This is a genomic window from Klebsiella sp. 7-CIP_Kleb. (assembly GCF_050378655.1).
GTDB classification, from domain to species: domain Bacteria; phylum Pseudomonadota; class Gammaproteobacteria; order Enterobacterales; family Enterobacteriaceae; genus Klebsiella; species Klebsiella quasipneumoniae.
The window spans coordinates 80,176-100,950 of record NZ_JBNRLJ010000008.1; the positions used below are offsets into that span (position 1 = coordinate 80,176).

The 20,775-nt window shown below is 51.6% G+C and carries 18 protein-coding genes and 3 pseudogenes; 10 read left to right on the plus strand and 11 right to left on the minus strand.

What is annotated here, in order from left to right; all coding sequences use genetic code 11:
* Positions 1–4 precede the first annotated feature (4 nt).
* From ACQUTI_RS22375 to ACQUTI_RS22395, 5 genes and pseudogenes are all read right to left on the minus strand, one after another.
* A complete protein-coding gene (locus ACQUTI_RS22375; RefSeq protein WP_225545452.1) occupies positions 5–925 on the minus strand; it encodes an ABC transporter permease in 921 nt (306 codons plus the stop codon).
* Entirely contained in the window at positions 925–1,773 is an 849-nt protein-coding gene (locus tag ACQUTI_RS22380; protein WP_004118228.1) for an ABC transporter permease, read from the minus strand. Before ACQUTI_RS22380 ends, ACQUTI_RS22375 begins: the two co-directional genes overlap by 1 nt.
* A complete protein-coding gene (locus ACQUTI_RS22385; RefSeq protein ID WP_004118229.1) occupies positions 1,770–2,363 on the minus strand; it encodes an ANTAR domain-containing response regulator in 594 nt (197 codons plus the stop codon). Before ACQUTI_RS22385 ends, ACQUTI_RS22380 begins: the two co-directional genes overlap by 4 nt.
* Complete coding sequence (locus tag ACQUTI_RS22390; RefSeq protein WP_004118840.1) at positions 2,360–3,487, minus strand: transporter substrate-binding protein; 1,128 nt, start codon at positions 3,485–3,487, stop codon at positions 2,360–2,362. The genes ACQUTI_RS22385 and ACQUTI_RS22390 overlap by 4 nt, the downstream gene beginning before the upstream one ends.
* A 284-nt stretch (positions 3,488–3,771) precedes the next feature.
* Positions 3,772–3,873: pseudogene (locus ACQUTI_RS22395) on the minus strand (integrase); the annotation flags it as partial.
* Here ACQUTI_RS22395 and ACQUTI_RS22400 point away from each other — a divergent pair.
* The 7 genes from ACQUTI_RS22400 to ACQUTI_RS22430 all read left to right on the plus strand — a co-directional run bounded on the left by ACQUTI_RS22400 (position 3,868) and on the right by ACQUTI_RS22430 (position 12,298).
* Positions 3,868–4,080 carry a hypothetical protein gene (locus tag ACQUTI_RS22400; RefSeq protein WP_161989521.1) on the plus strand — a complete coding sequence of 71 codons (213 nt, stop codon included), beginning with the start codon at positions 3,868–3,870 and terminating at the stop codon, positions 4,078–4,080. The pseudogene ACQUTI_RS22395 and the gene ACQUTI_RS22400 overlap by 6 nt on opposite strands.
* An 874-nt stretch (positions 4,081–4,954) precedes the next feature.
* The gene (gene hisQ / locus ACQUTI_RS22405) at positions 4,955–5,641 is read left to right on the plus strand and encodes a histidine ABC transporter permease HisQ (protein WP_114261249.1); all 687 of its coding nucleotides are present in this window, start codon (positions 4,955–4,957) and stop codon (positions 5,639–5,641) included.
* Positions 5,638–6,339 carry an ABC transporter permease gene (locus tag ACQUTI_RS22410; RefSeq protein WP_275368927.1) on the plus strand — a complete coding sequence of 234 codons (702 nt, stop codon included), beginning with the start codon at positions 5,638–5,640 and terminating at the stop codon, positions 6,337–6,339. The genes hisQ and ACQUTI_RS22410 overlap by 4 nt, the downstream gene beginning before the upstream one ends.
* A gap of 15 nt (positions 6,340–6,354) precedes the next feature.
* Entirely contained in the window at positions 6,355–7,128 is a 774-nt protein-coding gene (hisP, locus tag ACQUTI_RS22415) for a histidine ABC transporter ATP-binding protein HisP (RefSeq protein WP_048335646.1), read from the plus strand.
* A 142-nt stretch (positions 7,129–7,270) separates the two neighbouring features.
* On the plus strand, positions 7,271–9,217 hold the full coding sequence (locus tag ACQUTI_RS22420; RefSeq protein ID WP_428923373.1) for an autotransporter domain-containing protein: 1,947 nt from the start codon (positions 7,271–7,273) through the stop codon (positions 9,215–9,217).
* Between the two features lie 1,004 nt (positions 9,218–10,221).
* On the plus strand, positions 10,222–11,007 hold the full coding sequence (locus tag ACQUTI_RS22425) for a lysine/arginine/ornithine ABC transporter substrate-binding protein (RefSeq protein ID WP_114261252.1): 786 nt from the start codon (positions 10,222–10,224) through the stop codon (positions 11,005–11,007).
* A 46-nt stretch (positions 11,008–11,053) separates the two neighbouring features.
* Positions 11,054–12,298: an NAD(P)/FAD-dependent oxidoreductase gene (locus tag ACQUTI_RS22430; protein WP_225545450.1), complete on the plus strand. Its 1,245-nt coding sequence runs from the start codon at positions 11,054–11,056 to the stop codon at positions 12,296–12,298.
* Here the strand turns inward: ACQUTI_RS22430 and ACQUTI_RS22435 are convergent, their stop codons facing one another.
* Positions 12,299–12,946 (minus strand): helix-turn-helix transcriptional regulator, encoded by a 648-nt coding sequence (locus tag ACQUTI_RS22435; RefSeq protein WP_044784921.1) that lies wholly within the window; start codon positions 12,944–12,946, stop codon positions 12,299–12,301.
* Positions 12,947–13,093: 147 nt separating this feature from the next.
* Between ACQUTI_RS22435 and ACQUTI_RS22440 the strand changes: the two genes are divergently transcribed.
* The gene (locus ACQUTI_RS22440) at positions 13,094–14,053 is read left to right on the plus strand and encodes an ornithine cyclodeaminase family protein (RefSeq protein WP_077263763.1); all 960 of its coding nucleotides are present in this window, start codon (positions 13,094–13,096) and stop codon (positions 14,051–14,053) included.
* A gap of 35 nt (positions 14,054–14,088) precedes the next feature.
* On the opposite strand, the pseudogene ACQUTI_RS22445 reads toward ACQUTI_RS22440, so the two are convergent.
* Positions 14,089–14,736: pseudogene (locus tag ACQUTI_RS22445) on the minus strand (Tn3 family transposase); the annotation flags it as partial.
* Between ACQUTI_RS22445 and ACQUTI_RS22450 the strand changes: the two are divergent.
* Both ACQUTI_RS22450 and ACQUTI_RS22455 read left to right on the plus strand, forming a co-directional pair.
* Positions 14,734–15,036, plus strand: a pseudogene (locus tag ACQUTI_RS22450) (ISNCY family transposase); the annotation flags it as partial. The pseudogenes ACQUTI_RS22445 and ACQUTI_RS22450 sit on opposite strands and share 3 nt — an antisense overlap.
* A 48-nt stretch (positions 15,037–15,084) precedes the next feature.
* The gene (locus ACQUTI_RS22455) at positions 15,085–15,480 is read left to right on the plus strand and encodes a helix-turn-helix domain-containing protein (protein ID WP_048268429.1); all 396 of its coding nucleotides are present in this window, start codon (positions 15,085–15,087) and stop codon (positions 15,478–15,480) included.
* A gap of 361 nt (positions 15,481–15,841) precedes the next feature.
* Here ACQUTI_RS22455 and ACQUTI_RS22460 read toward each other — a convergent pair whose 3' ends face one another.
* The 4 genes from ACQUTI_RS22460 to clpK all read right to left on the minus strand — a co-directional run bounded on the left by ACQUTI_RS22460 (position 15,842) and on the right by clpK (position 20,770).
* The gene (locus ACQUTI_RS22460) at positions 15,842–16,804 is read right to left on the minus strand and encodes a zinc metalloprotease HtpX (RefSeq protein ID WP_080861685.1); all 963 of its coding nucleotides are present in this window, start codon (positions 16,802–16,804) and stop codon (positions 15,842–15,844) included.
* Positions 16,791–17,279 carry a phosphate-starvation-inducible PsiE family protein gene (locus tag ACQUTI_RS22465; RefSeq protein ID WP_004152114.1) on the minus strand — a complete coding sequence of 163 codons (489 nt, stop codon included), beginning with the start codon at positions 17,277–17,279 and terminating at the stop codon, positions 16,791–16,793. Before ACQUTI_RS22465 ends, ACQUTI_RS22460 begins: the two co-directional genes overlap by 14 nt.
* A 498-nt stretch (positions 17,280–17,777) precedes the next feature.
* On the minus strand, positions 17,778–17,975 hold the full coding sequence (locus ACQUTI_RS22470) for a hypothetical protein (RefSeq protein WP_035896695.1): 198 nt from the start codon (positions 17,973–17,975) through the stop codon (positions 17,778–17,780).
* Positions 17,975–20,770: a heat shock survival AAA family ATPase ClpK gene (gene clpK / locus ACQUTI_RS22475; RefSeq protein ID WP_080861688.1), complete on the minus strand. Its 2,796-nt coding sequence runs from the start codon at positions 20,768–20,770 to the stop codon at positions 17,975–17,977. Before clpK ends, ACQUTI_RS22470 begins: the two co-directional genes overlap by 1 nt.
* Positions 20,771–20,775: the final 5 nt, after the last annotated feature.

The following is a 20,775-nucleotide window of genomic DNA, read 5'->3' on the forward strand; positions in this document are numbered from 1 at the left end:
CCTGCTACTTTTTGACATCAATGCGCGGATCGACCCACGGCAGCACCAGATCCGCAATAAGGTTGCCGCCAACAATGGCAACCGCTGACACGGTGGTTACCCCGACAATCACCGGGATATCCACCTGTTGAATCGCCTGCCAGGCCAGCTGACCGATACCCGGCCAGCCAAAGACCGATTCGACTACCACCAGTCCGCCCATAAAAATGCCGATATCAATGCCTATCATCGGAATTAGCGGCAGCACGGCATTCGGCAGCACGTGACGCAGCAGTACGCGGGTTCGGCCCAGCCCTTTGGCCCGCGCGGTACGGATAAAATCCTGATGCAGCACCTCAATCATCGACGAGCGCAACATGCGTGAATACCAGCCGCTGCCGAGCAGGCCGAGGGTTAGCGCCGGTAGCGCCAGATGGCTGAAGCCGCCATAGCCTCCCATCGGGAACCAGTTGAGTACCACGGCGAAAAGATAGAGAAAAAGCATCGCGGCGATGAACTGCGGCGCCGAAACACCGATAAAGGAGAGCGCCATCAGAAGCCGGTCCGCCAGCCCGCCGCGTTTTAACGCCGCCAGGGTGCCGAGTACGATCCCCAGTACCAACTCGCAGAGAATACCCGCCGCCATCAGCTGCAGTGACGGCCCGATACGGGCGGAAACCAGTTCACTCACTTCGCTGCGCTGAATAAACGAGCGTCCCAGATCGCCGTGCAGCAGCCCCTGCAGATAACGCCAATATTGCTGATAAAACGGCAGATCCAACCCCAACTGATGGCGGATGTTTTCGACTACTTCCGGCGTGGCACTGCGCCCGGCGATTTGGCGCGCTGGATCGGCGGGCAACATAAACAGCAGCAAATAGCAGATCAACGTAACGCCAAGCAGGATCAGCCCGGCATGCAACAGACGTTTTCCCAGAAATAGCATTAGTTTCGTCCTTTTAAGCCGGGATCGAGGGCGTCGCGCAGGGCGTCACCAGCGATATTGAAAGAGAGCGACAGCAGCACAATCGCCGCGCCGGGAAAGAACACCAGCCAGGGAGCCGAAGTAAAATAGCTCTGGCTTTCAAAGATGATGTTGCCCCAACTCGGCGTTGGCGGCTGTACCCCCACCCCGAGGAACGATAGAGTAGCTTCCAGCAGGACTGTGGTGGAGATGCCTAGTGTGGCCCAGACCAGCACCGTTGGCGCCAGATGTGGAATTAAATGCACGCCGAGAATACGCAACGTTCCGGCCCCCAGGGTGCGTTCCACGGCGATAAAGTCGCGGGCGCTAAGCGCGCTAGTTTCGGCGTAGATAACCCTGGCGATCTGCACCCAGTTCACCATGGCGATCACCAGGGACACGATCCAGACACTTGGCTGGAAAATCGCCGCCAGGGCAATCGCCAGCAGCAGTGCGGGAAACGCCATCATCAGATCGGTAAAGCGCATCAGCAGCCCTCCGATACGCCCCTGCAGATAACCTGCGCTAAGCCCTACCAGGACGCCGATCAGTACTGCAGTGCCGTTGGCGACAACACCGATGAGTAACGAAGTACGAGCTCCGTAAATTAAACGCGAGAAGAGATCGCGTCCCAGCAGATCGGTTCCCAGCCAGTAAGTGCTGTTGGGAGAAAGCGGTGCGCCTTCCAGGCTCAGTCCCTCGACAAACTGTTCATCGGGATCGAAGGGGGTGAGCCAGGGGGCAAACAGCGCGCTCATCACCACCAGGAGAATAAACAGCAGCGAGAGCAGCAGGGCTGGCCGGCGCAGAAAATATCCGACTCTATTCATTGTGCTCCCCGCTTGCCGGACGACATTCGTAGCAGCCACTTCTGCGCCACCTGTGCCACCGACTGGTTCGTACACATTGATTCCGAGCGCAGGCGAACCCATGCCTGTTGTTCATCAATACTTTCCGCTTGCATCTGGGCCGCCAGAGCTTGGGTAATCTGCGGCATTGCTGCCAGACGCTGGCGCAGTAGCATCTGTTGCTGTTGAATGTCATGCAACTGCTGACGCAGCCCCACTGCCATCATCAGGGTGGTATAGATGGCTCGCTGTGTAATAGGCTTGGTAAGGAGCGCTGTTGCCCCTAACTCCAGCGCGCGCTGTACCTGGTAAAGTCCCTCATGTGAGGTCAGCGCGATCACCGGTATTCCCGCCAGATTGATCTGGCTCAGGGTTAGCGGGCTGGCGAATGCCTCCAGTTCCACCAGTACTGCACAGGGGGTGAGAGGAGGTAAAGCCTCATCTCCGGTCAGGTGATGCCAGCGGATACCCATCCGCGTCAGGTTTTTTTCCAGCGCTTCGCGACTCCTTGCTTCACAGTCTACCAGCAGGAGCGGCTGAGCATCTAAATCCGGGGACAGCAGCGTTTTCATTTAACAATCCTCAGAGCAGGTCTGGCTGCAACCGTTCGGCTTTCACGTAGCTCGGTCGCGGAGAGATAGGGATCGGGCATAACCGGCAGCGGTTCGCGATGCAGTATCTGAAAGCAAGTTTGTTGCAACTCAGCGATGTAGCAGGGCAAACAGGCGTGGTTGTTTCGAGCCATTACTGAGCGAGCGCCCGGAGAATCAACGTCGTGCTGACGATGCAGTGCCGCCAGCACCGCACCCGGCTCGCTGTTTCCGGCCTCGCGCAGGCTATTGGCAAACAGCCTTACTGCCCGCCAGCCGCCGATATAGTAGTGGGAGATGCGCTGTGCGCCATGTTGCAGGTGCTGCCGCGCGCAAAAATCGAGATCGACGCTCTCAAAAAACGGTCCGCAGGAAAGCAAACGTACCGCCCTTAGTGGCGCGACTTCGGCGACTTCGGCTTCGGTAAAATTACAGCTGAGCACCGCTAACGTCCGCCGATCGCGAAGACAGGCCTCGTCCAGTGCGCGCAGAAACGCATAAGAGGTTTCGCCTACCAGGTTATTGAGTACAAAATCTACCTCTGTGCTGAGAATCGCCTCAATCAACTCGGTCACGTTGCTGTTTCTCAGGTGCAGATATTTTTCGCCCACCACCGTACCGCCGGAACCTTCCACTACCTCACGGGCGATACGATTGCTTTCCCAGCCCCAGACGTAGTTAGAGCCGATCAGCCAGGAGCGATTTCCGAACATATCCAGCGCCAGCCGCAGGAGTGGCAGCAGAGTCTGGTTCGGACAACCGCCCAGATATACGACCTGCTCGCAGCTCTCGAACCCCTCGTAAGGACAGCCATACCACAGCAGCAGGTTATGCTGCTCCAGGTCCGGGATAATCTCCTTCCGACTGGCAGAGGTAATGGTTCCGAAGATATGGCGGATGCCGTGAGCGATAAAGGTGCTCACCGCTTCACTGTAGGCTGCGAGTTCACCCGCAGGGTTGATATGTCGGGCCCGCAGCTGAAAAGGATAAGCAGGATCGGCATTGATTTCCTCTAAGGCATGGCGCGCACCAAGCAGTGTGCTGTTCGCCAGGTGGCTGTAGGTACCTTCTGTGGAAAGCAAAATTCCAATATCAATAGTTTGCACGTATGTTTGCTCTCTGCATTAATAAAAAAGCCTGATTGTCCTTATTAGGACAATCAGGCTTCATTACCTGTCGATATTTAATGGATTCAAGGCTTAAGGGTTGCCCCTGCTTGCATATACCCGACATGAAAAATTCATGCCATTTTTAAAGCACAGTGAAATCAATGGATTATTTATTTTTGGAGACACTTTTGCACCAATGGGATGCGGCTTGCTCAGTTATGGTGCAATTTTCTGATGCAGTCTGGTCTCTTCAACATGAGGTGGAGTAATGCACACCTGTTTTAGTTCCACGCACTTTTTGAGAGTTCCGGTTTTTCAGCCATCAGCAGGTGATCCTCCGGCGTCAGGTTATTCAGGGATTCATGGGGACGCTCTGGATGGAAGATCCTCGTGACGAAGCCGAATTTGCCCCCGGCCACGTGCTTTTTTTCGAGCGTAATGTTGTCCATGCATTACCAACCCTTCTTGAAGAACCCGTAATATTTCTGTCATTGGCCAGCCCTCGTCGTGATCCTGAAGATATTACCTTTGTTGACCCGAAAGATGGCACTGCCAGAACCTTTATGGCCAGAAATAATGAGTCAGCATAAAGGGCCAGAACCAAAGGTAAGGTGGAGCGGATGGTGAAATACCTCAAGGAGAACTTCTTCGTCCGGTACCGCCGGTTCGACAGCTGGTAATGCTGTCAACCTGTTGATGACTATTTTAATCTGTAGTCATTCAATCCTTGTAACATCAGGATGATCCTGGTGTCAGTGAAAATACGAAATCAACACGTTGGTATCATTACCAAAAATCGCGTATTACCTGAAACGGAACTTACTACAAAAGCACTCGGTTGAAATATGTTCTATTCAACAAAGTCCATTTTACGGCAAATATTATGATATTTAAAAAGTGATATTAGTGATGCGTTGATAATTACCCCCCATAAATGAAGACGATTTCAAAAGTAAAAAGATCGATAAGCGGGGTATTCAGCATGGCATGGCGAACATAATTTAGCCAATCATCATGTTCTGTAGATGTATTTGTGGGCACCAATTTGACGCACTCGCACCAATTTGGTGCTTGAGATTGCATGGTTAAAAATAAAACTAATGAACCGCATGCCTAACAAACTGTTAAAAATTTTTTAGTGGTATGCATAAATTTTTTTTTCGCCGATGTAGCAACTGGTTATAAAAGTTAACATGTGTATGCGAATGCATAATTATTGCATAGTTATTCATTTTATCTTATTGATTTTAATGGTTAAATTTTTTCTTATTGCCGATTATTCATTTTTTGGCATAGTGTATGCAGAGTGTAAGCGTAATATTTAGTCTGGATAGGTTGGGAGGGAAGTAGCCTGAGCTTGTAAACAACGTGCGCCAGATTCTCAAGCTTAACGAACGATAAAATTTGAAATTATTTTCCGAATCTCTGCAAGATACGATTCGTAATTACAACGGGATATATGACATGTTGTATGGATTTACTATGGTCATTTTTAATGGCTCTATCGTTACACTTGAACTCGCGTTGAGTTCATTGGTCATGGCAATCTTCATTGGCCTCATAGGGGCAAGTGCTAAACTAAGTGGGAGTAGATTTTTTGTCACAACTTCAGATGCTTATACAACATTAATACGAGGGGTTCCTGACCTCGTATTAATGTTGTTGATTTTTTACGGGCTACAAATCCTCATCAACGATGTTACAGATATGTTTGGTTTTGAACAGATTGACCTTAACCCACTGGTTGCGGGAATTTTAACTCTGGGGTTTATATATGGCGCATATTTCACGGAAACGTTCCGCGGCGCCTGGCAATCTGTGCCGAAGGGACAAATAGAAGCAGGTATTGCATTTGGATTCAGCAAATCCAAAACATTTCGGCGCATCATATTCCCTGTCATGATGCGCTATGCAATTCCTGGTATTGGCAATAACTGGCAGGTTCTTCTCAAAGCGACGGCTTTGGTTTCTTTGTTGGGGTTAGAGGATATTGTCAAAGCAACCCAACTGGCAGGTAAAAGCACATGGCAACCATTCTATTTTGCGATAGTATGTGGTGCAATATATTTGTTTTTTTCCACTATTTCAACAGTAGTGCTTTTCCTCCTGGAACGTCGTTTTTCCGTGGGTGTTAAGAAGGTTACTTTATGATGGAAATTATACAGGAATACTGGGAGTCTCTGTTATGGAGTGACGGTTATCATTTTACTGGTGTTGCTGTCACTCTATGGCTGTTGATTTTATCGGTTTTGGCAGGTGGTTTTCTGGCGGTTTTTTTTGCTATCGCCAGAGTATCGGACAATAAATTAATTAAATCCCCGATTTGGTTATTTACTTATGTCTTTCGTGGTACACCATTGTATGTTCAGTTGCTTGTATTTTATTCCGGAGTATACACTCTCGAAATCGTAAAGGGCAGTGAGTTGTTGAATGCCTTTTTTCGTAGTGGTTTAAATTGTACAATTTTGGCATTAACATTGAATACCTGTGCTTATACCACGGAAATATTTGCTGGAGCAATTCGGTCAATACCAAATGGAGATGTTGAGGCAGCACATGCATACGGATTTACAACGTTCAAACTTTATACTCGAATCATTTTGCCATCAGCACTTCGTACGGCGTTACCAGCCTATAGTAATGAAGTTATTCTGATGCTGCACTCCACTGCACTAGCATTTACCGCCACAGTGCCAGATCTGTTGAAAATTTGTAGAGATATAAATGCAGCGACCTATCAACCATTTACTGCTTTTGGTATTGCTGCGATTCTTTATTTAGCAATATCGTATTTATTGATACGTTTATTTAGACTGGCAGAAAATAAATTTCTAAAGCCTACTCATTAATAATCTGGAGATACTATGGCAGAGCAAAAACTGAAAATTGTTGAACTTCATAAGAGTTATGGTTCTCACGAAGTACTCAAGGGAGTGTCACTACAGGCAAATAAAGGTGATGTGATATCCATTATCGGTTCTTCAGGGTCAGGGAAAAGCACTTTTTTACGTTGCATTAATTTTCTTGAAAAACCAAGTGAAGGATCTATTATTATTAATAATAAAAACATATCCCTGGTGCGTGATAAAGACGGGCAACTCAAGGTAGCAGATAAACATCAACTTCGGTTACTACGGACACGTCTTACAATGGTCTTTCAGCACTTTAACCTTTGGAGTCATATGACAGTCCTGGAAAATGTCATTGAAGCACCGGTGCAGGTTTTAGGTTTAAATAAGAGAGAAGCGAAAGAGAGAGCGGTAAAGTACCTTGCAAAAGTAGGGATAGATGAAAGACAGCTTTTAAAATACCCAGTACAACTATCCGGTGGACAGCAACAGCGCGTCTCTATCGCCAGGGCCCTTGCAATGGAACCTGATGTTTTACTATTTGATGAGCCAACTTCAGCACTCGACCCTGAACTTGTTGGCGAAGTTTTACGTATTATGCGGCAACTTGCAGATGATGGTAAAACAATGGTAGTGGTAACACATGAAATGGACTTTGCACGTCATGTATCTTCACATGTTATTTTTCTTCATCAGGGAAAAATTGAGGAAGAAGGACATCCTGATGATATTTTTAACAATCCTAAAAGCGTAAGGCTAAAACAATTTGTCGGAGGTGCTATAGCGTAAACAGATAAACTAAAAGGTTAAGCCATACAAAATCATTAATTACAAAGTTTGTATGTTAACCACACATCCATTTAATAAATGATAAATAAAATTTCAGCATCAATCAATTTTCTCATTAAGCTTTAACTCAAAGGGTTTTGGTATGCTAAAAAAAACAGCAGTCGCACTATCTTTTATTGCTTTTCAGCAAGTTGCCACCGCTGCTGAATATGGTGATTATGCAAAGAACACTCTGGATTCATTAATTCATGAATACCCCGGAAGATATCGTGGCACCGAACATTTTATCGGTGCAGCAAACTTAATGGAGGACAGGATGTCCCCAGGGTATAAAATAAACCGTCAGGATTTCTCGTGGTCCGGGGCACAAACCCGCACATCGCAAAATGTTATCGCCTCTAATCGTGGATTACGTAATGATTATATTATTACTGGGGCTCATTTCGATTCTTATTACGGCAGGCCAACCCTGGAGGCGTTAGATGATAATGCTTCAGGCGCATCTTTGCTTACAGAAGTGGCACATAATCTGAGTGGAATACAGACAGAACGGACTTTGGTATTTGCAGCGTTTGGTGCGGAAGAGGAAGGCTTGCGTGGTTCTAAAGCCCTGGCCGAAGAACTTGAGCAGAAGGGATTAACGGGAAACCTAAAAGGCATGATTAATATGGATAGCATGATCACCGGAGACATGCTTTATGCCCACGCAGGGAGTAACAGTATTGATAATCCAGCGCTATCGAGTTTACGTGAGCATGTTTTTCGCATTGCTAAAGAATTAGGCATTGAACTGCATACGAACCCAGGTTTAGATCCGCAGTACCCCGCAGGAACCGGGTGCTGTAGCGATGGGGACAGTTTTAACCGTTTTGATATCCCTGTATTGTATCTTGAAGCCACAAACTGGGATATTGGCGACAAAGATGGATATACACAAACAACGAATCCTGCAGTCCCTGGGGGGGCGACATGGCATAGTCCCTCTAAGGATAACGAGAAGTTTTTAACCAGTGCGCTGGGGAAAAAAAGAATTGATGAGCGCTTACACGATATCTCATTATTACTAACGAGATTATTACTGGAATGGTCAAATACTGATCTGTTGTATTCTGCAACATCTGCTGCGCATCTTCAATATACGATTGAAAATAGTTTGCAGCGCCAGCACCAGGTACAAAATACATTGCTGGGAAAACGCCGTCAGTCACTTTATTTGCAACCTCGCGAATCTGGAACCTGGGGAGGAAATGTTGGCATAGAAGGCCAGTCCACTGCTGCCGATGGCTTTAATACTGTACCCCAGGGACGTTCTCAAAATAGCACAGCTTATGCGATGCTTGATTATCAGTTCAATGATAAATTCATTGCAGGTTCAAACCTTAGTTTTCAGCATGATTACAATAAGACTGACCGAGGAGGATATGTCAAGAATGATACATGGCAGTTTGGTATGTATGGGTTAATTAAATTTGAAAACCCATTCTGGTTATCTAGCGATGTGTCAGTGGGCCGGTCCAGTATAGATTCTAAACGTTCTGTTTATATAGAATCCAAAGATAACCTGGTGCTTTTAGATAACCAACTTAACAGTAACACAAACGCTTTATTCTATAGCGGAAGAGTTAATGGGGGGTATGATTTTGAATTCTCTAAGCTGCAGACAGGACCAATATTTGGATTTGATTTCACGCACTACCGAGTTAATGCCTTTAACGATCATGAAGATTTACGTACAGCAGTATATTATCAGGAGCAGAATGTTAACTCATTCGAAGTTTCTTTAGGGTGGAAAGTCACATCCTCATTATCTTTGGGGGGAAACCACACGATTCTACCCTATGCTTCCCTTACCTGGGTTCGGGAACTGAGTGATGGAATCGACAATAAGTTCAATATTCGCGATACAACGGATAACTCAGTTCGGGAAATTACCGTTAGTTCACCTGATAAGAGTTATGGACGGGGGGAGGCTGGTATTCAATGGAACGTCGGAAATAGTCTTTCAGTCTATACTGGCGTGAATAGCCGCTTACTTAACTCTGACGGTTCTGAAACACAGTACACTGTTGGTGGTGCTTATTCTTTTTAAGCACCACGCAATTTAATTGTAACATTGTACTTTAAATATTGATTTTTTTTGGCCTCATCTAAAACACCACCATTTTTGGATGGTGGTGTTTTAAGGCTCAATAATTTTGAACCAATACTTCCGAACAAAAACAAGTATGATTTCCAGTGCGAAAACGGTGTCTTCTTTCGCTGTCTGATTCACACTATTACTTCACTGGCGCGTCCGTGATGCCCTCTGTATTGTTATAGTGGCACCACACACCAGTCCAGTATTCACAATAGCCTGTTCATTTCACCCGGATACAACTTCCCATAATAAGAACTCCATCTGCACAGTTGCGGCTTAATTATATCCACTGATTTCTTCTGCCAACAGACTTTTCAGTCGATGAATATTCCATTCCCGGGATGTCCGATGGATAGTTTCTGGGCCTTATCGCTGGTAGAAATCCTGTGCACAGACCGCCTGCAATCCTCATTACCGCATGGCGGCGGAAGGTAAATCAGAGAAAATCTAAGAAGTCGTGACTATCATTTTTACGTCTGGTCAACGGATAGCAATTCACTATTCGGACTGCAGGGATGCTTACAAGATGATGTTGCACTGACACACCAAGGGAACGCTTCGTACGCCAGAAAAAGTGGTAAATGATGACAGGCAGCATCTGCTCAATCAGAACCTCATTTTTCTCTGCCCCTTCAGGAGAAGAACACCATAATGGTGCATCGTAATGCACTGTTTTGATTCATTTGGTGTTTCTCTGCTCCTTTCAATTTTTAACATTCCTGGCACACAAATCGTGTGTATTTTTTTCTATAAAATATTTTTTTCCATTTAATGATTACATTCTTAGTTTACACAACCGATTTCGGCTATACATGCATGATTTAAGCATATTAATTCATTGCAATATTTTGTTTTTAAAAGCGAATTTTAGTAACTGACTTACATTTGGCATGATGGCTGCTATTGGATACAAGCGTGAGGACAAATACGGCTTTCAATCTAATGAGAGGAATACTATGAGCTGGAAAATGACACTGTTATCGGGAATGATGGTTTACTGCAGTTTTTCAACGCTGACGTTTGCTACTGAACAGAACACGTTGCGCATAGGTGTCAATAGCGGGTATGCCCCCTTTGAAGTAAAAACGAATGACGGAAAACTGTCGGGACTCGATATTGATATTGGCAATGAAGTATGTAAACGACTCAATGTTCGTTGTCAGTGGATTGAACTTAACTTCGACAGCTTGATCCCTGCGCTTCAGGCTAAAAAAATAGACGTGATCAATTCCGCAATGAACATCACTGAAAAACGAAAACAAGCAATTGCATTCACTGCACCAATTTATGTCGTTCCTATCCAGATGGTGGCGAAAAAAGACAGCGCTTTACAACCGAATGCGGCGAGTCTGAAAGGGAAGCGCCTCGGCGTTCAGCAGGGAACATCTCAGGAAGATTATGCTAAGAAATACTGGGCTACAACAGGCGTTAACATTATCTCCTATCCGGAACAGAACGAAGTGTTTATGGATCTGGCCGCAGGACGTCTCGATGCTGCGTTGCAAGAGACACAGACTGCACAGGATGACTTCCTTAAACAGCCACAGGGTGCAGATTTCACCTTTGTCGGGCAACCGTTAAAAGATGATGAAACATTGGGGAAAGGTACCGGTTTTGGGCTAAGGAAAAGTGATACAACATTGACGAAACAGGTTGATCAGACACTGACTGGAATGAAAGTTGACGGGACTCTCAGGCAGCTTTCCATGAAATATTTCCAGCAGGATATTACGGCGCAATAATATTATTTCTGGCGCTAATCATCAAGAAATTGAGAAGATATAGACTATGGACTTTGATGTGATCGTCTTAGGCGCTGGGATCGTGGGCGTGAGTTGCGCCCTCTATCTTACTGAGCGGGGGAAAAAGGTCGTGCTGATCGACCGGCGGGAACCGGGCGAAGAGACCAGCTATGGTAATGCAGGATTGATTGAACGAGCGGCTGTCATCCCGTACGGTTTCCCCCGCGATTTCACTTCATTACTGCAATATGCCAGCAACCATTCAAACGCGGCACATTACGATATGATTTCACTGCCATCTTATTTGCCCTGGTTGCTCCGCTACTGGCATGAATCTTCACCTGTACGATTAGCAAAGGCTTCGGCGGATATGTTGCCATTAATTAGCCGTAGCGTCGATGAACATCAGGCGTTGATACAAAGAATCGGCACTGAGGCACAGCAGTTGGTTTGCGAAACGGGTCTGCTGGAGGCCTGGCGTGATACACGACGATTCTCACAGGAAGCCAGTCAGGCTGAGAGACTGGCGCGGCGTTTCGGTCTCTCGTTGACGGTACTGGACGGAAAGTCCCTTGGTATACTGGAACCATCGCTGAACACGGGCTTTGCTGGCGCACTTCACTGGCACAATCCGAAGGCAGTGAATAGTCCCGGAGCTCTGACTAAGAGCTACGCACGTTTGTTCATACGTGAAGGTGGCAGTCTGCTATTGGGGGATGCGAAAAGCTTACAGCAGGTCGATGGCGGCTGGACGGTTCGAACGATGAACGGTGACATTAGCGCATCAAGTGCCGTACTGGCACTCGGCCCCTGGTCGGATGAGGTATTCCGACCACTAGGATATCGAATTCCCTTGACGGTTAAACGTGGTTATCACCGTCATTATCGGGCTACGCAACCACTGAATCGCCCGGTGGTCGACGTAGAACATGGCTACGTCGTCGCACCAATGAAACATGGTCTGAGATTGACTACCGGGGTGGAACTCGCACGACGGGATCGCCCCCCGTCCTGGAAACAACTGATAAACTCTGAATATGCTGCGCGGCAGATTTTTCCGCTAGGTGAAGCCCTCGAAGATCAGCCCTGGATGGGAATGAGACCCTGTCTGCCAGATATGCGGCCTGTGATTGGTCCTGCACCCAACCACGACGGGTTATGGTTTTGTTTTGGCCATAACCACCATGGCCTGACGTTAGGACCCGTGTCCGGCCGTTTACTGGCTGAGATGGTAACAGGAGTGGAACCATTCACTGACCCGATGCCATACAGCGCTTCTCGTTTTGCTTAATCAGGAGGCCGCGGTGGATACATCGTTATTTTTTACCTCCCGAAGGTACTTATACACAGTTGCGCGGCCCATCACTAACACACTGGCGATATAGTCCACTGCATTTTTTGCTTTGAATGCGCCTTCATGATACAGGTCGACGACTATCCGCTTTTTCTGTTCCCGATTTAACGAGGTCAGCGAAGCATTCTCTTTCTTGATCCACTCGTGCAGGAAGGTATTGATGTTTTCCTGCCAGTCGTCCTTAAATAACTGCTGTGGCTGAGGCTGCAAACGTGTAACAGACAAAAACATATCCAGCGCATTTCGTGCGTCTTCGAATATAGTCGTGTTCAGATTCACACACATGATGTAGCTGGGACGACCATCGATACTGGTGTAGATACTGACTGAACGCATTTTCCTGCCATCCCAGTTGAGTTTCTCATATGGGCCGCTGATTTCATTGGCACAACTCATCCTGATATCGTCGATCCCCGCCTCATCACCGGATTTGCGCTTCGAGAGATTATTCGCGATATAAGCAATCTTTCTGGTCGACGCATTATGAATGACAACTTCAACACCAGGAAAGAATAGAGCAACAATGCCTTCTGCAATCGATTTCAGTAGTTCAAGTTGTTGTTCGGGGTGACTTGTCTTCAGCATATTATTAACTCCAGGCAAAGTGGTGGGGCTGTAAAGGGCCGAATCATACCCTACCGATTCGTTCCGAACATCCAGAGCATCGCTACTGGATAGCAATAAGCAGACATAAATGGTACTGTGTATTTTTAGTCTACGCGGTATCAAGTAATGATGAAAAGTATTAATGTTCCGGTTTATAGTGCGGAAGACATCGATATTATCCTTAGCCAAATTGATGTTGTGGAGACGATGCGTCAGGCGTTTCTCAATCTGGCTCATGGTCAGGCAGCGCAGCCTGACCAGAAAGTTATAATGTTCCCCAACCAGGGAGGGGATTGTATTGGTTATTTCGGAATCGATACTTCCTCGAAAGTTCTCGGTGTTAAGATGTCTCCATACATCATAACCAATGAAAAACCCCTGGTCACAGCATGGACGTTGTTACTGTCTACCGAAAACGGTCAGCCGCTAATGTTGTGTGATTCGCAGCGTTTAACCATCGAGCGTACAGCTGCTACTACCGTTCTGGCCGTCGATGAGCTAGCTCGCAAGGACGCCCGTGTTTTGACGGTGATCGGAACCGGGGAGATCGGGTTGGCACATGTTCGCCATGCGTTGGATATCCGTCAGTGGGAGCATATCCGGATTTACAGCAGAAAAGCGGGGGTTGCGCGGGATTTGATTCGTGCACTTCCAGCGGATGATCGAATTAGCATCGTTTCCTCGCTGGAAATCGCTACAGCCGATACCGATGTGCTAATGCTGTGTACTTCATCAGCCACTCCGGTTATTGAGCCAGATATGCTGAAAAAAAACTGCCTGATTACTTCTATCACTAGCAATGTAGAGCAGGCGCATGAAGTTCCACCGTCTTTTCTGTCGCAGATGGATGTCTATTGCGATTACCGCCATACTACTCCACAACATGCAGCAGAGATGTGTCTCGCCAGACAGCATCACGGATGGACAGACGACGCGATCAAGGGTGATTTGCCAGAACTGGTCGTCAGGCGTTGCAAAAAACCCGACTACCAACGGCATGTATTTTTCCGTTCACTTGGATTAGGTATAGAGGATATAGCCATCGCCAGCCAACTGTTTTCACTTATGAATGCACTAACGCCGTAATAGGGGCCTGACGCTCAGTGGAACGAAAACTCACGTTAAGCAAAGTTTTCCTCTTCCGACGCTTCTTTTAATGGTCGCAGGTGTCCTTTCGTCACGAGTTCCGCCAGCGTGAAGGAATAATGGCCGAGCATATTGATATGTCCGTGGCAAAGCGGTGAGAGTCGTGCAACATCTTCATCATTCAGGGTTTCCCCCTGTGCCCGGAGATGATCCAGGGCTGCCAGCATATAAATAGTGTTCCATAACACGACGGCGTTAGTGACCAGCCCCAGTGCACCCAGTTGATCTTCCTGACCATCGGTATATCGCTTTCTTATCTCACCTTTCTGACCGTGACAGATAGCTCTGGCAACGGCATGGCGGCTTTCTCCCCGGTTTAGTTGGGTCAGAATGCGCCGACGGTAATCTTCATCATCAATATAATTAAGCAGATACAGCGTTTTGTTGATGCGCCCTACTTCAATGATTGCCTGAGTCAGTCCGGAAGGGCGTTCACTCTTCAATAACGAGCGAACCAGCACCGAAGCCTGTACCTTTCCCAACTTCAGGGAGCCTGCAGCCCGGATCATTTCGTCCCACTGAAGGACTATTTTTTGGGGATCTGACTGCCCTCTGGCAATATCATTCAGCACCCCATAATCGGCATCATTGTCCATACGCCAGAAAACCGAAGCACCGACATTACCGTTTATGATTACCCTGACGGAAGCATTACTTTCCGGCATCAGCACCGGCCACTGGGTTATAAGATTTTCGATAAACTGACCTGCGTTGATCAGGGGGCGGTTGTTGATAACAAACGACTGGGTGCCGTTCTGAGGCTGGCACAGCAGAAACAGGAAGAGCTGGAGGCTGAAGGAAAGCGAATGCGCAGTACAAAAATGCCCCGCAGGCGCGCTCAGGAACGTGCACTGGAAGAGCTCAGGGCGATCAACCCGGTGCTGGCCAGTCCGCAGGATTTTATCCCCAGCCTGAAGCGATAAGCCCTTCCCTCACCTGCGGATCTGATATGGCCGACAGATGAGAGAAAAATGGACGACAACAAACCAGTGCTCCTGACACTTCACGAAGCGCTACGCCTGGATTTGATTGAAGCCTATATGGCGGGGGAAATTACGCTGGCAGAAGTGGCTGAGTCCATGGAGCTCACCCGTCGTCAGTGCTCCCGCCTGATTAAACGCTACCGCGAGCTGGGGTCAGCCGGTCTGGTCAGCCGGCGTCGTGGAAAGCCAGGCAATCATCAGTTAAACACCACCATCAGAGATCAGGCACTGCAGCTTATTCGCTCACGCGGCCGGGATATGAATCCGTCAGCCATCTGGCGAATTCTGACCACAGAATACGGTGTCCGGATTTCAAAAGAGACCGTACGTAAACTGATGATAGCCGAGAAAACCTGGCAACCACGTTCTTCCTCCAAAGCCTGACTCAACCTTAAAAAGGCATTGTCCAGACTCTCCACTGACGTCAGGTCAGCTTTGTTTTCAGCACGACATTTCAACATTGGCTAGACAGGTAATGTAACTGCAACATTCTAGTCACTTTTGGGGCTGCGGATGTTTTCCTGGACTGTTATGTTGTGATCCCAAGATGCTGCCGGTACTTCACAGGACTCATTGCACCTAATGTTTCGTGGGGACTGAACCAGGCTTCGATGGCGGGCAGGAACTGCCACAGCAGCATGAGTGCAGCGATGCAGCCAGTGATGACGAGCCAGCGCCGGATGAATCGATCCGGCGCCGGGCGGCTGTAGGGGTCGGGTAGGTCACGTCATTCTCCATGTTGAAATCAGCGCCAAAGGCCGCCAGTGCGCCAGCGTGGCGGACGTGGTGATACGGTCACTTCGGGGTCGAAACGGGCCGATGGAAACGGCGGCATCGCGGGCGGCGGAGCAAGTTCCAGCAAGCGCTCAATGCGTTCAGCCGTCGCTGGATGCGTGCGCAACCAGGAGGGTTCCGGATTGCCCCATCCGGGCAGCAGCCAGGCGCGCCAGGAGCGGCTCACCTGCTCGATCTTGGCGAGCGCTGAGGCCAGCCCGTGCGGGTCGCCGGTCAATTCGGCAGCGAGCCGGTCGGCGTCGAATTCGCGCACCCTGGACAAGCCCAACTGAGCCAGCAAGGCCAGCTGTGGCGCGACCGCAAGTAGAAGCAATGCGGGCCAATTGACTTCCGTGACTCCAAGCAATAGCGTTGGCAAGCTGAGCACGATCGCAAGCTGCCCCAACAAGGCCAGAAGATGGGTGAGCCGGCTGATGGAATCGGCCAAGCCCATGACACGCAAATCCTCGTTCGCAATATGCGCGATTTCGTGGCCGAGCACGCCGGTCAACTCGCGGGGCGTGAGGCTATGCAGCAGGCCGTCGGTCAGCGCGATGGCCGCGTGATGCTTCGAACCGGTGGCGAAGGCGTTGACGACCCCGCTGGGCACGTAGTGCGGTACCGGCACGGTAGGCAGCCCGGCCCGCGCCGCTAGTTCGCGCAACACAGCCCAAAGATCGGGCGCTTCATCCGGGTGCAGGGGGCGTGCGCCATACAGCCGCAAGGTCAGCCCGGAGGCGGCCGCCGGTTCAAGCAGCAGGGTGAACCCCGCAGCCGCAAGCGCCAGCCAAAGCCCGCCGTCACCCAACAGCAGGCTGCCAGCGACGGCGGCAATTCCGAGCAGGGTCAGCACCAACAGCACGGTTTGCAGGCGATTGTGCCAGCGATGCCGCGCGCCGACATTCTGCGCGTGGCGCAGATCACGACTGATCATCTGAGCTTTCCCCGGCTGTCCGGTCATCGCGCTCGCGCAGCAGCCAGTAAGTCGCCCCGAGGGCCAAGGTCGCGCCTGCAAGCGCCGCGACCTTGGCGGGGCCGGTCTCCGGGTCGAGGATCACGAATTTACGCGCCAGGGCGATCAGCCCGATCAGGATCACCGTCTTGACCTGGATGATGCTGTCGCGCCGCAAGGCCACCCTCACGATGGAATGCTTGAACTCCATGGCAATGAGCAGCGTCATGATCATGCCGAACACGGTCTGGAAGACCTTGTGATCGAGCGGATTGAATGCATCAATGATCAGCAGGCTGAAGACGATCGAGATCAGCTGCAGCAGCGAGACCACGATGATAACGGCAATGATTGCGGACAGCGCGAGCGCGATCACCTGTTCAAAGCGCTCGTAGAACGTCATCACTGCCCATTGGGCGCGAAATGTTTTGATCGGGTCTGCTTGCTTTTCCTTCATCGCCACTCCTCTCAATTCTGAAATACTTGTGCGCCCACAACTTGGTTGCACCCTTGTCTTTTTGCCTGGTAGAGCGCGCTGTCCGCCTGCAGCATCACCTGCTCGGCAGAGTGCAAACGGGGGGGCAAGGAGAGCCACCCCCATGCTGGCGCTATAGCTGATCGACACCTCTCCACACACCACCGCTGTCGCCGCAGTGTCCTGACGAAATCGCTCCGCCCATACTTGGGCGCCTTCTATCGATGCCGCTTCCAACAACACAGCGAATTCCTCCCCCCAATCCGGGCAGCCATGTCGGTTGCGCGAACATGTTCCCTCAACCGTGAAGCAAAGGGGTCGGTGATCACCATACGCAGCAACTGCTGCTCTATTTCCTTGCGAGAAGAAATGTCGAACAGAGTACCGACTATCAGTTGCCTGCCCGCGTCACCCAGCCATGGGCCTTGTTCCTCGAAAGTCGAGTTGCCAGAGGATCAGGTGAACAGATGGGCCGCGCCGTCACGCGAACGGATGGCCAGCGAGCGGGAGGGCAGTGCCGCCGCTGATGAGCAGTCCCCACGGCGTGGCCGACTGCGGATCACGCTTGTAGACGCCCGCGTGACCTGCGGCCACGACCGCCACCGCGATCGAGGCCAGGGAGGCTGCCCATGCCAGTGCCAGGCCGATGGGGTCGGACACGGCAGCCTCGCCCGCCATCAAGATGCGTCGCTCGCCTTCGCGGCATCCGGCTGCTCCGGCTCGGCCGGGGTCTGCGGTGGCTCTTTGCGTTCGAACACCACGCGTTCGGCCTTGTCGTCCCAGCGTGCGCTGGCGTGATCGCCCTTGCCGATGCCGCCGCCGAGCATCTCGCGCGCCAGCGCAGTTTCCAGCTCGCTGCGGATCAGGCGCTTGAGTTCACGCGCACCGAACTCGGGCTTGTAGCCTTCTTCCGCGAAATGGTCGATCAGCGTCTGATCGAAAGTGAGCGTCACGCCCTGGCTGGCGGCGCTGCGCGCCACGCGATCGAGCTGCAGGCCGACGATGTGGCGGATCTCCTCCTTGCCCAGCGCATGGAAGACGATGATCTCGTCGATGCGGTTGAGGAACTCGGGCCGGAAATGGCCACGCAGCACGTCCATGACTCCGGCCTTGGTCTTTTCGTACTCCTCGCCGGCCGCCCCGCGCGCCTTCAGCCGTCGCTGGATGATGTCCGAACCCAGGTTGGACGTGGCGATGATGATGGTGTTGGTGAAATCCACCACCCGGCCCTTGCCGTCGGTGAGGCGACCGTCGTCGAACACTTGCAGCAGGATGTTGTATACGTCAGGGTGTGCCTTCTCGATCTCGTCGAGCAGCAGCACGCTGTAGGGCTTGCGCCGCACCTTCTCGGTGAGCTGACCGCCTTCGTCGTAACCGACATAGCCCGGAGGCGCGCCCACCAATCGCGCCACGGTATGGCGTTCGCCATATTCCGACATGTCGATGCGCAACAGGGCGTGCTCATCGCCGTAGATCGATTCGGCCAATGCCTTGGCGAGCTCGGTCTTGCCCACCCCGGTCGGGCCCAGAAACAGGAAGGTAGCCACCGGTTTGCTGCCTTCACGCAGGCCGGCGCGGGACAGCCGCACGGCATCGGCCACGGCACGGACCGCCTCGTCTTGTCCCACCAGGCGCTCGTGCAGCCGTTGTTCCAAGTGCAGCAGCTTTTCGCGCTCTTCCACCGTCAACTCGTTGACCGGGATGCCGGTCAGGCGCGAGACGATCTGCGCCACGTGTTCCGCCTTGACCTCGGCACTGCCGGAGGCCCGCTCCCGCTCCCAGTCCTCGACGAGCTTCTTGAGCTCGGCCTCCTTGGCTTCGATACGCTTCCCGAGCTCGGCGGCCTGGTCGTACTGCTTGCGCGCGGCCACGTAATCCTGTTCACGCCGCAGCTGGTGCAGTTCGGACTCCAGCTCCTGCACGGCCACCGGCCGGGCCGTGGCCGACAGCTTCACGCGCGCGGCCGCCTGGTCGAGCAGGTCGATCGCCTTGTCCGGCAGGAAGCGCGCTGTGATGTAGCGGTCGGACAACTCGGCCGCCGCGATGATCGCGTCCTCGGAGATGCTGACCTTGTGGTGCGCCTCGAAGGTGTCGCGCAGGCCGCGCAGAATCATGATAGCCTGGGCCACCGTCGGCTCGGGCACTGTCACCGGCTGGAAGCGCCGCTCCAGTGCGGCATCCTTCTCGATGTATTTCTGGTACTCGTTCAGCGTCGTGGCGCCGATCAGGTTGAGTTCACCGCGCGCCATCATCGGTTTGAACACGTTGGCCACGTCCAGCCCGCCTTCGCCACCGCCCTGGCCGGCACCGACGATGGTGTGCACCTCGTCGATGAATAAAATCAGCTCGCCCTGGTGCTCGGTCACCTCCTTCAGCACCTTCTGCACGCGCTCCTCGAACTCGCCGCGATATTTGGCGCCGGCCACCATGGCGTTGATGTTGAGTTCCACCAGTCGCTTGTCGCGCAAGGTCTCGGGCACTTCGCCCGCCACCATGCGCTGCGCCAGCCCTTCGACGATGGCGGTCTTGCCCACACCCGGCTCGCCGATCAGCACCGGGTTGTTCTTCTTGCGCCGGGCCAGCACCTCGATGGTGGTTTCGATCTCCTGTGCGCGGCCGATCACCGGATCGAGCTTGCCGTCGCGCGCCATCTTGGTCAGGTCGCGCGAGTACTTGTCGAGTTCTGGCGTGTTGGTCGGCGTCTGAGCGCGGCCATCCTCGGCGCCCTTGCCCACCACCTTGCTGACCTGTTGGCGCAGCGCCTGCGGCGTCAGGCCGTAGCGGCGTAGCAGGTTGGCGGCCAGCCCTTCGCCTTCCTCAGCCAGACCGATCAGGAAATGCTCTGGACCGACATAAGAATGGCCGAGTTCATTGGAGGCCACAAAGGCGCGGCTGAGCGCATCCTTCACGCGTGGCGACACGCCGATCTCGCCCTCGAAGGGCTTGTCCCCGCGCTTGGCCTCAGACTCGATCTGCCGCTTGAGGTCATCGACCTTGATCTTGAACTGACCCAGGATGGTCTTGACCACGTCGCTGTCGGCCAGTGCCAGCAGCAGATGTTCGGTATCCACCTCGGAGCGGCCAAATTCGGCAGCGTGTTTGGCGGCCTCCTGCAGCAAGGTTTCCGACTGTTCGCTGATGCGGCTGGCCAGCCCACTGCCGCGACGGCGCGGCACACCTGAACCTGCGGCGGCGGGCTCACTTAACGAGGCATCGACCACATCATCGGTATCGGCGGCAACGGGCGTCGTGTCGTCGCCGATGCGGAAGAAGTCACTGCCGAGGAAGTCCTCGAACAGGCCGCTGCGCGAGCTGAACAAGGCTTCCAGCGGCGAAACGGTGCGTTTTTGCTGGCGCACTAATTGGCGGTAATGGTCGTCGCACAACAGCATGGTGCTGTGACGCCCGTTGAGACTGGCTTCCACCCGCACGGTGGCGGGTTGGCCGCAGACCTGGCATTGTTTTCTGGGCATGCTGA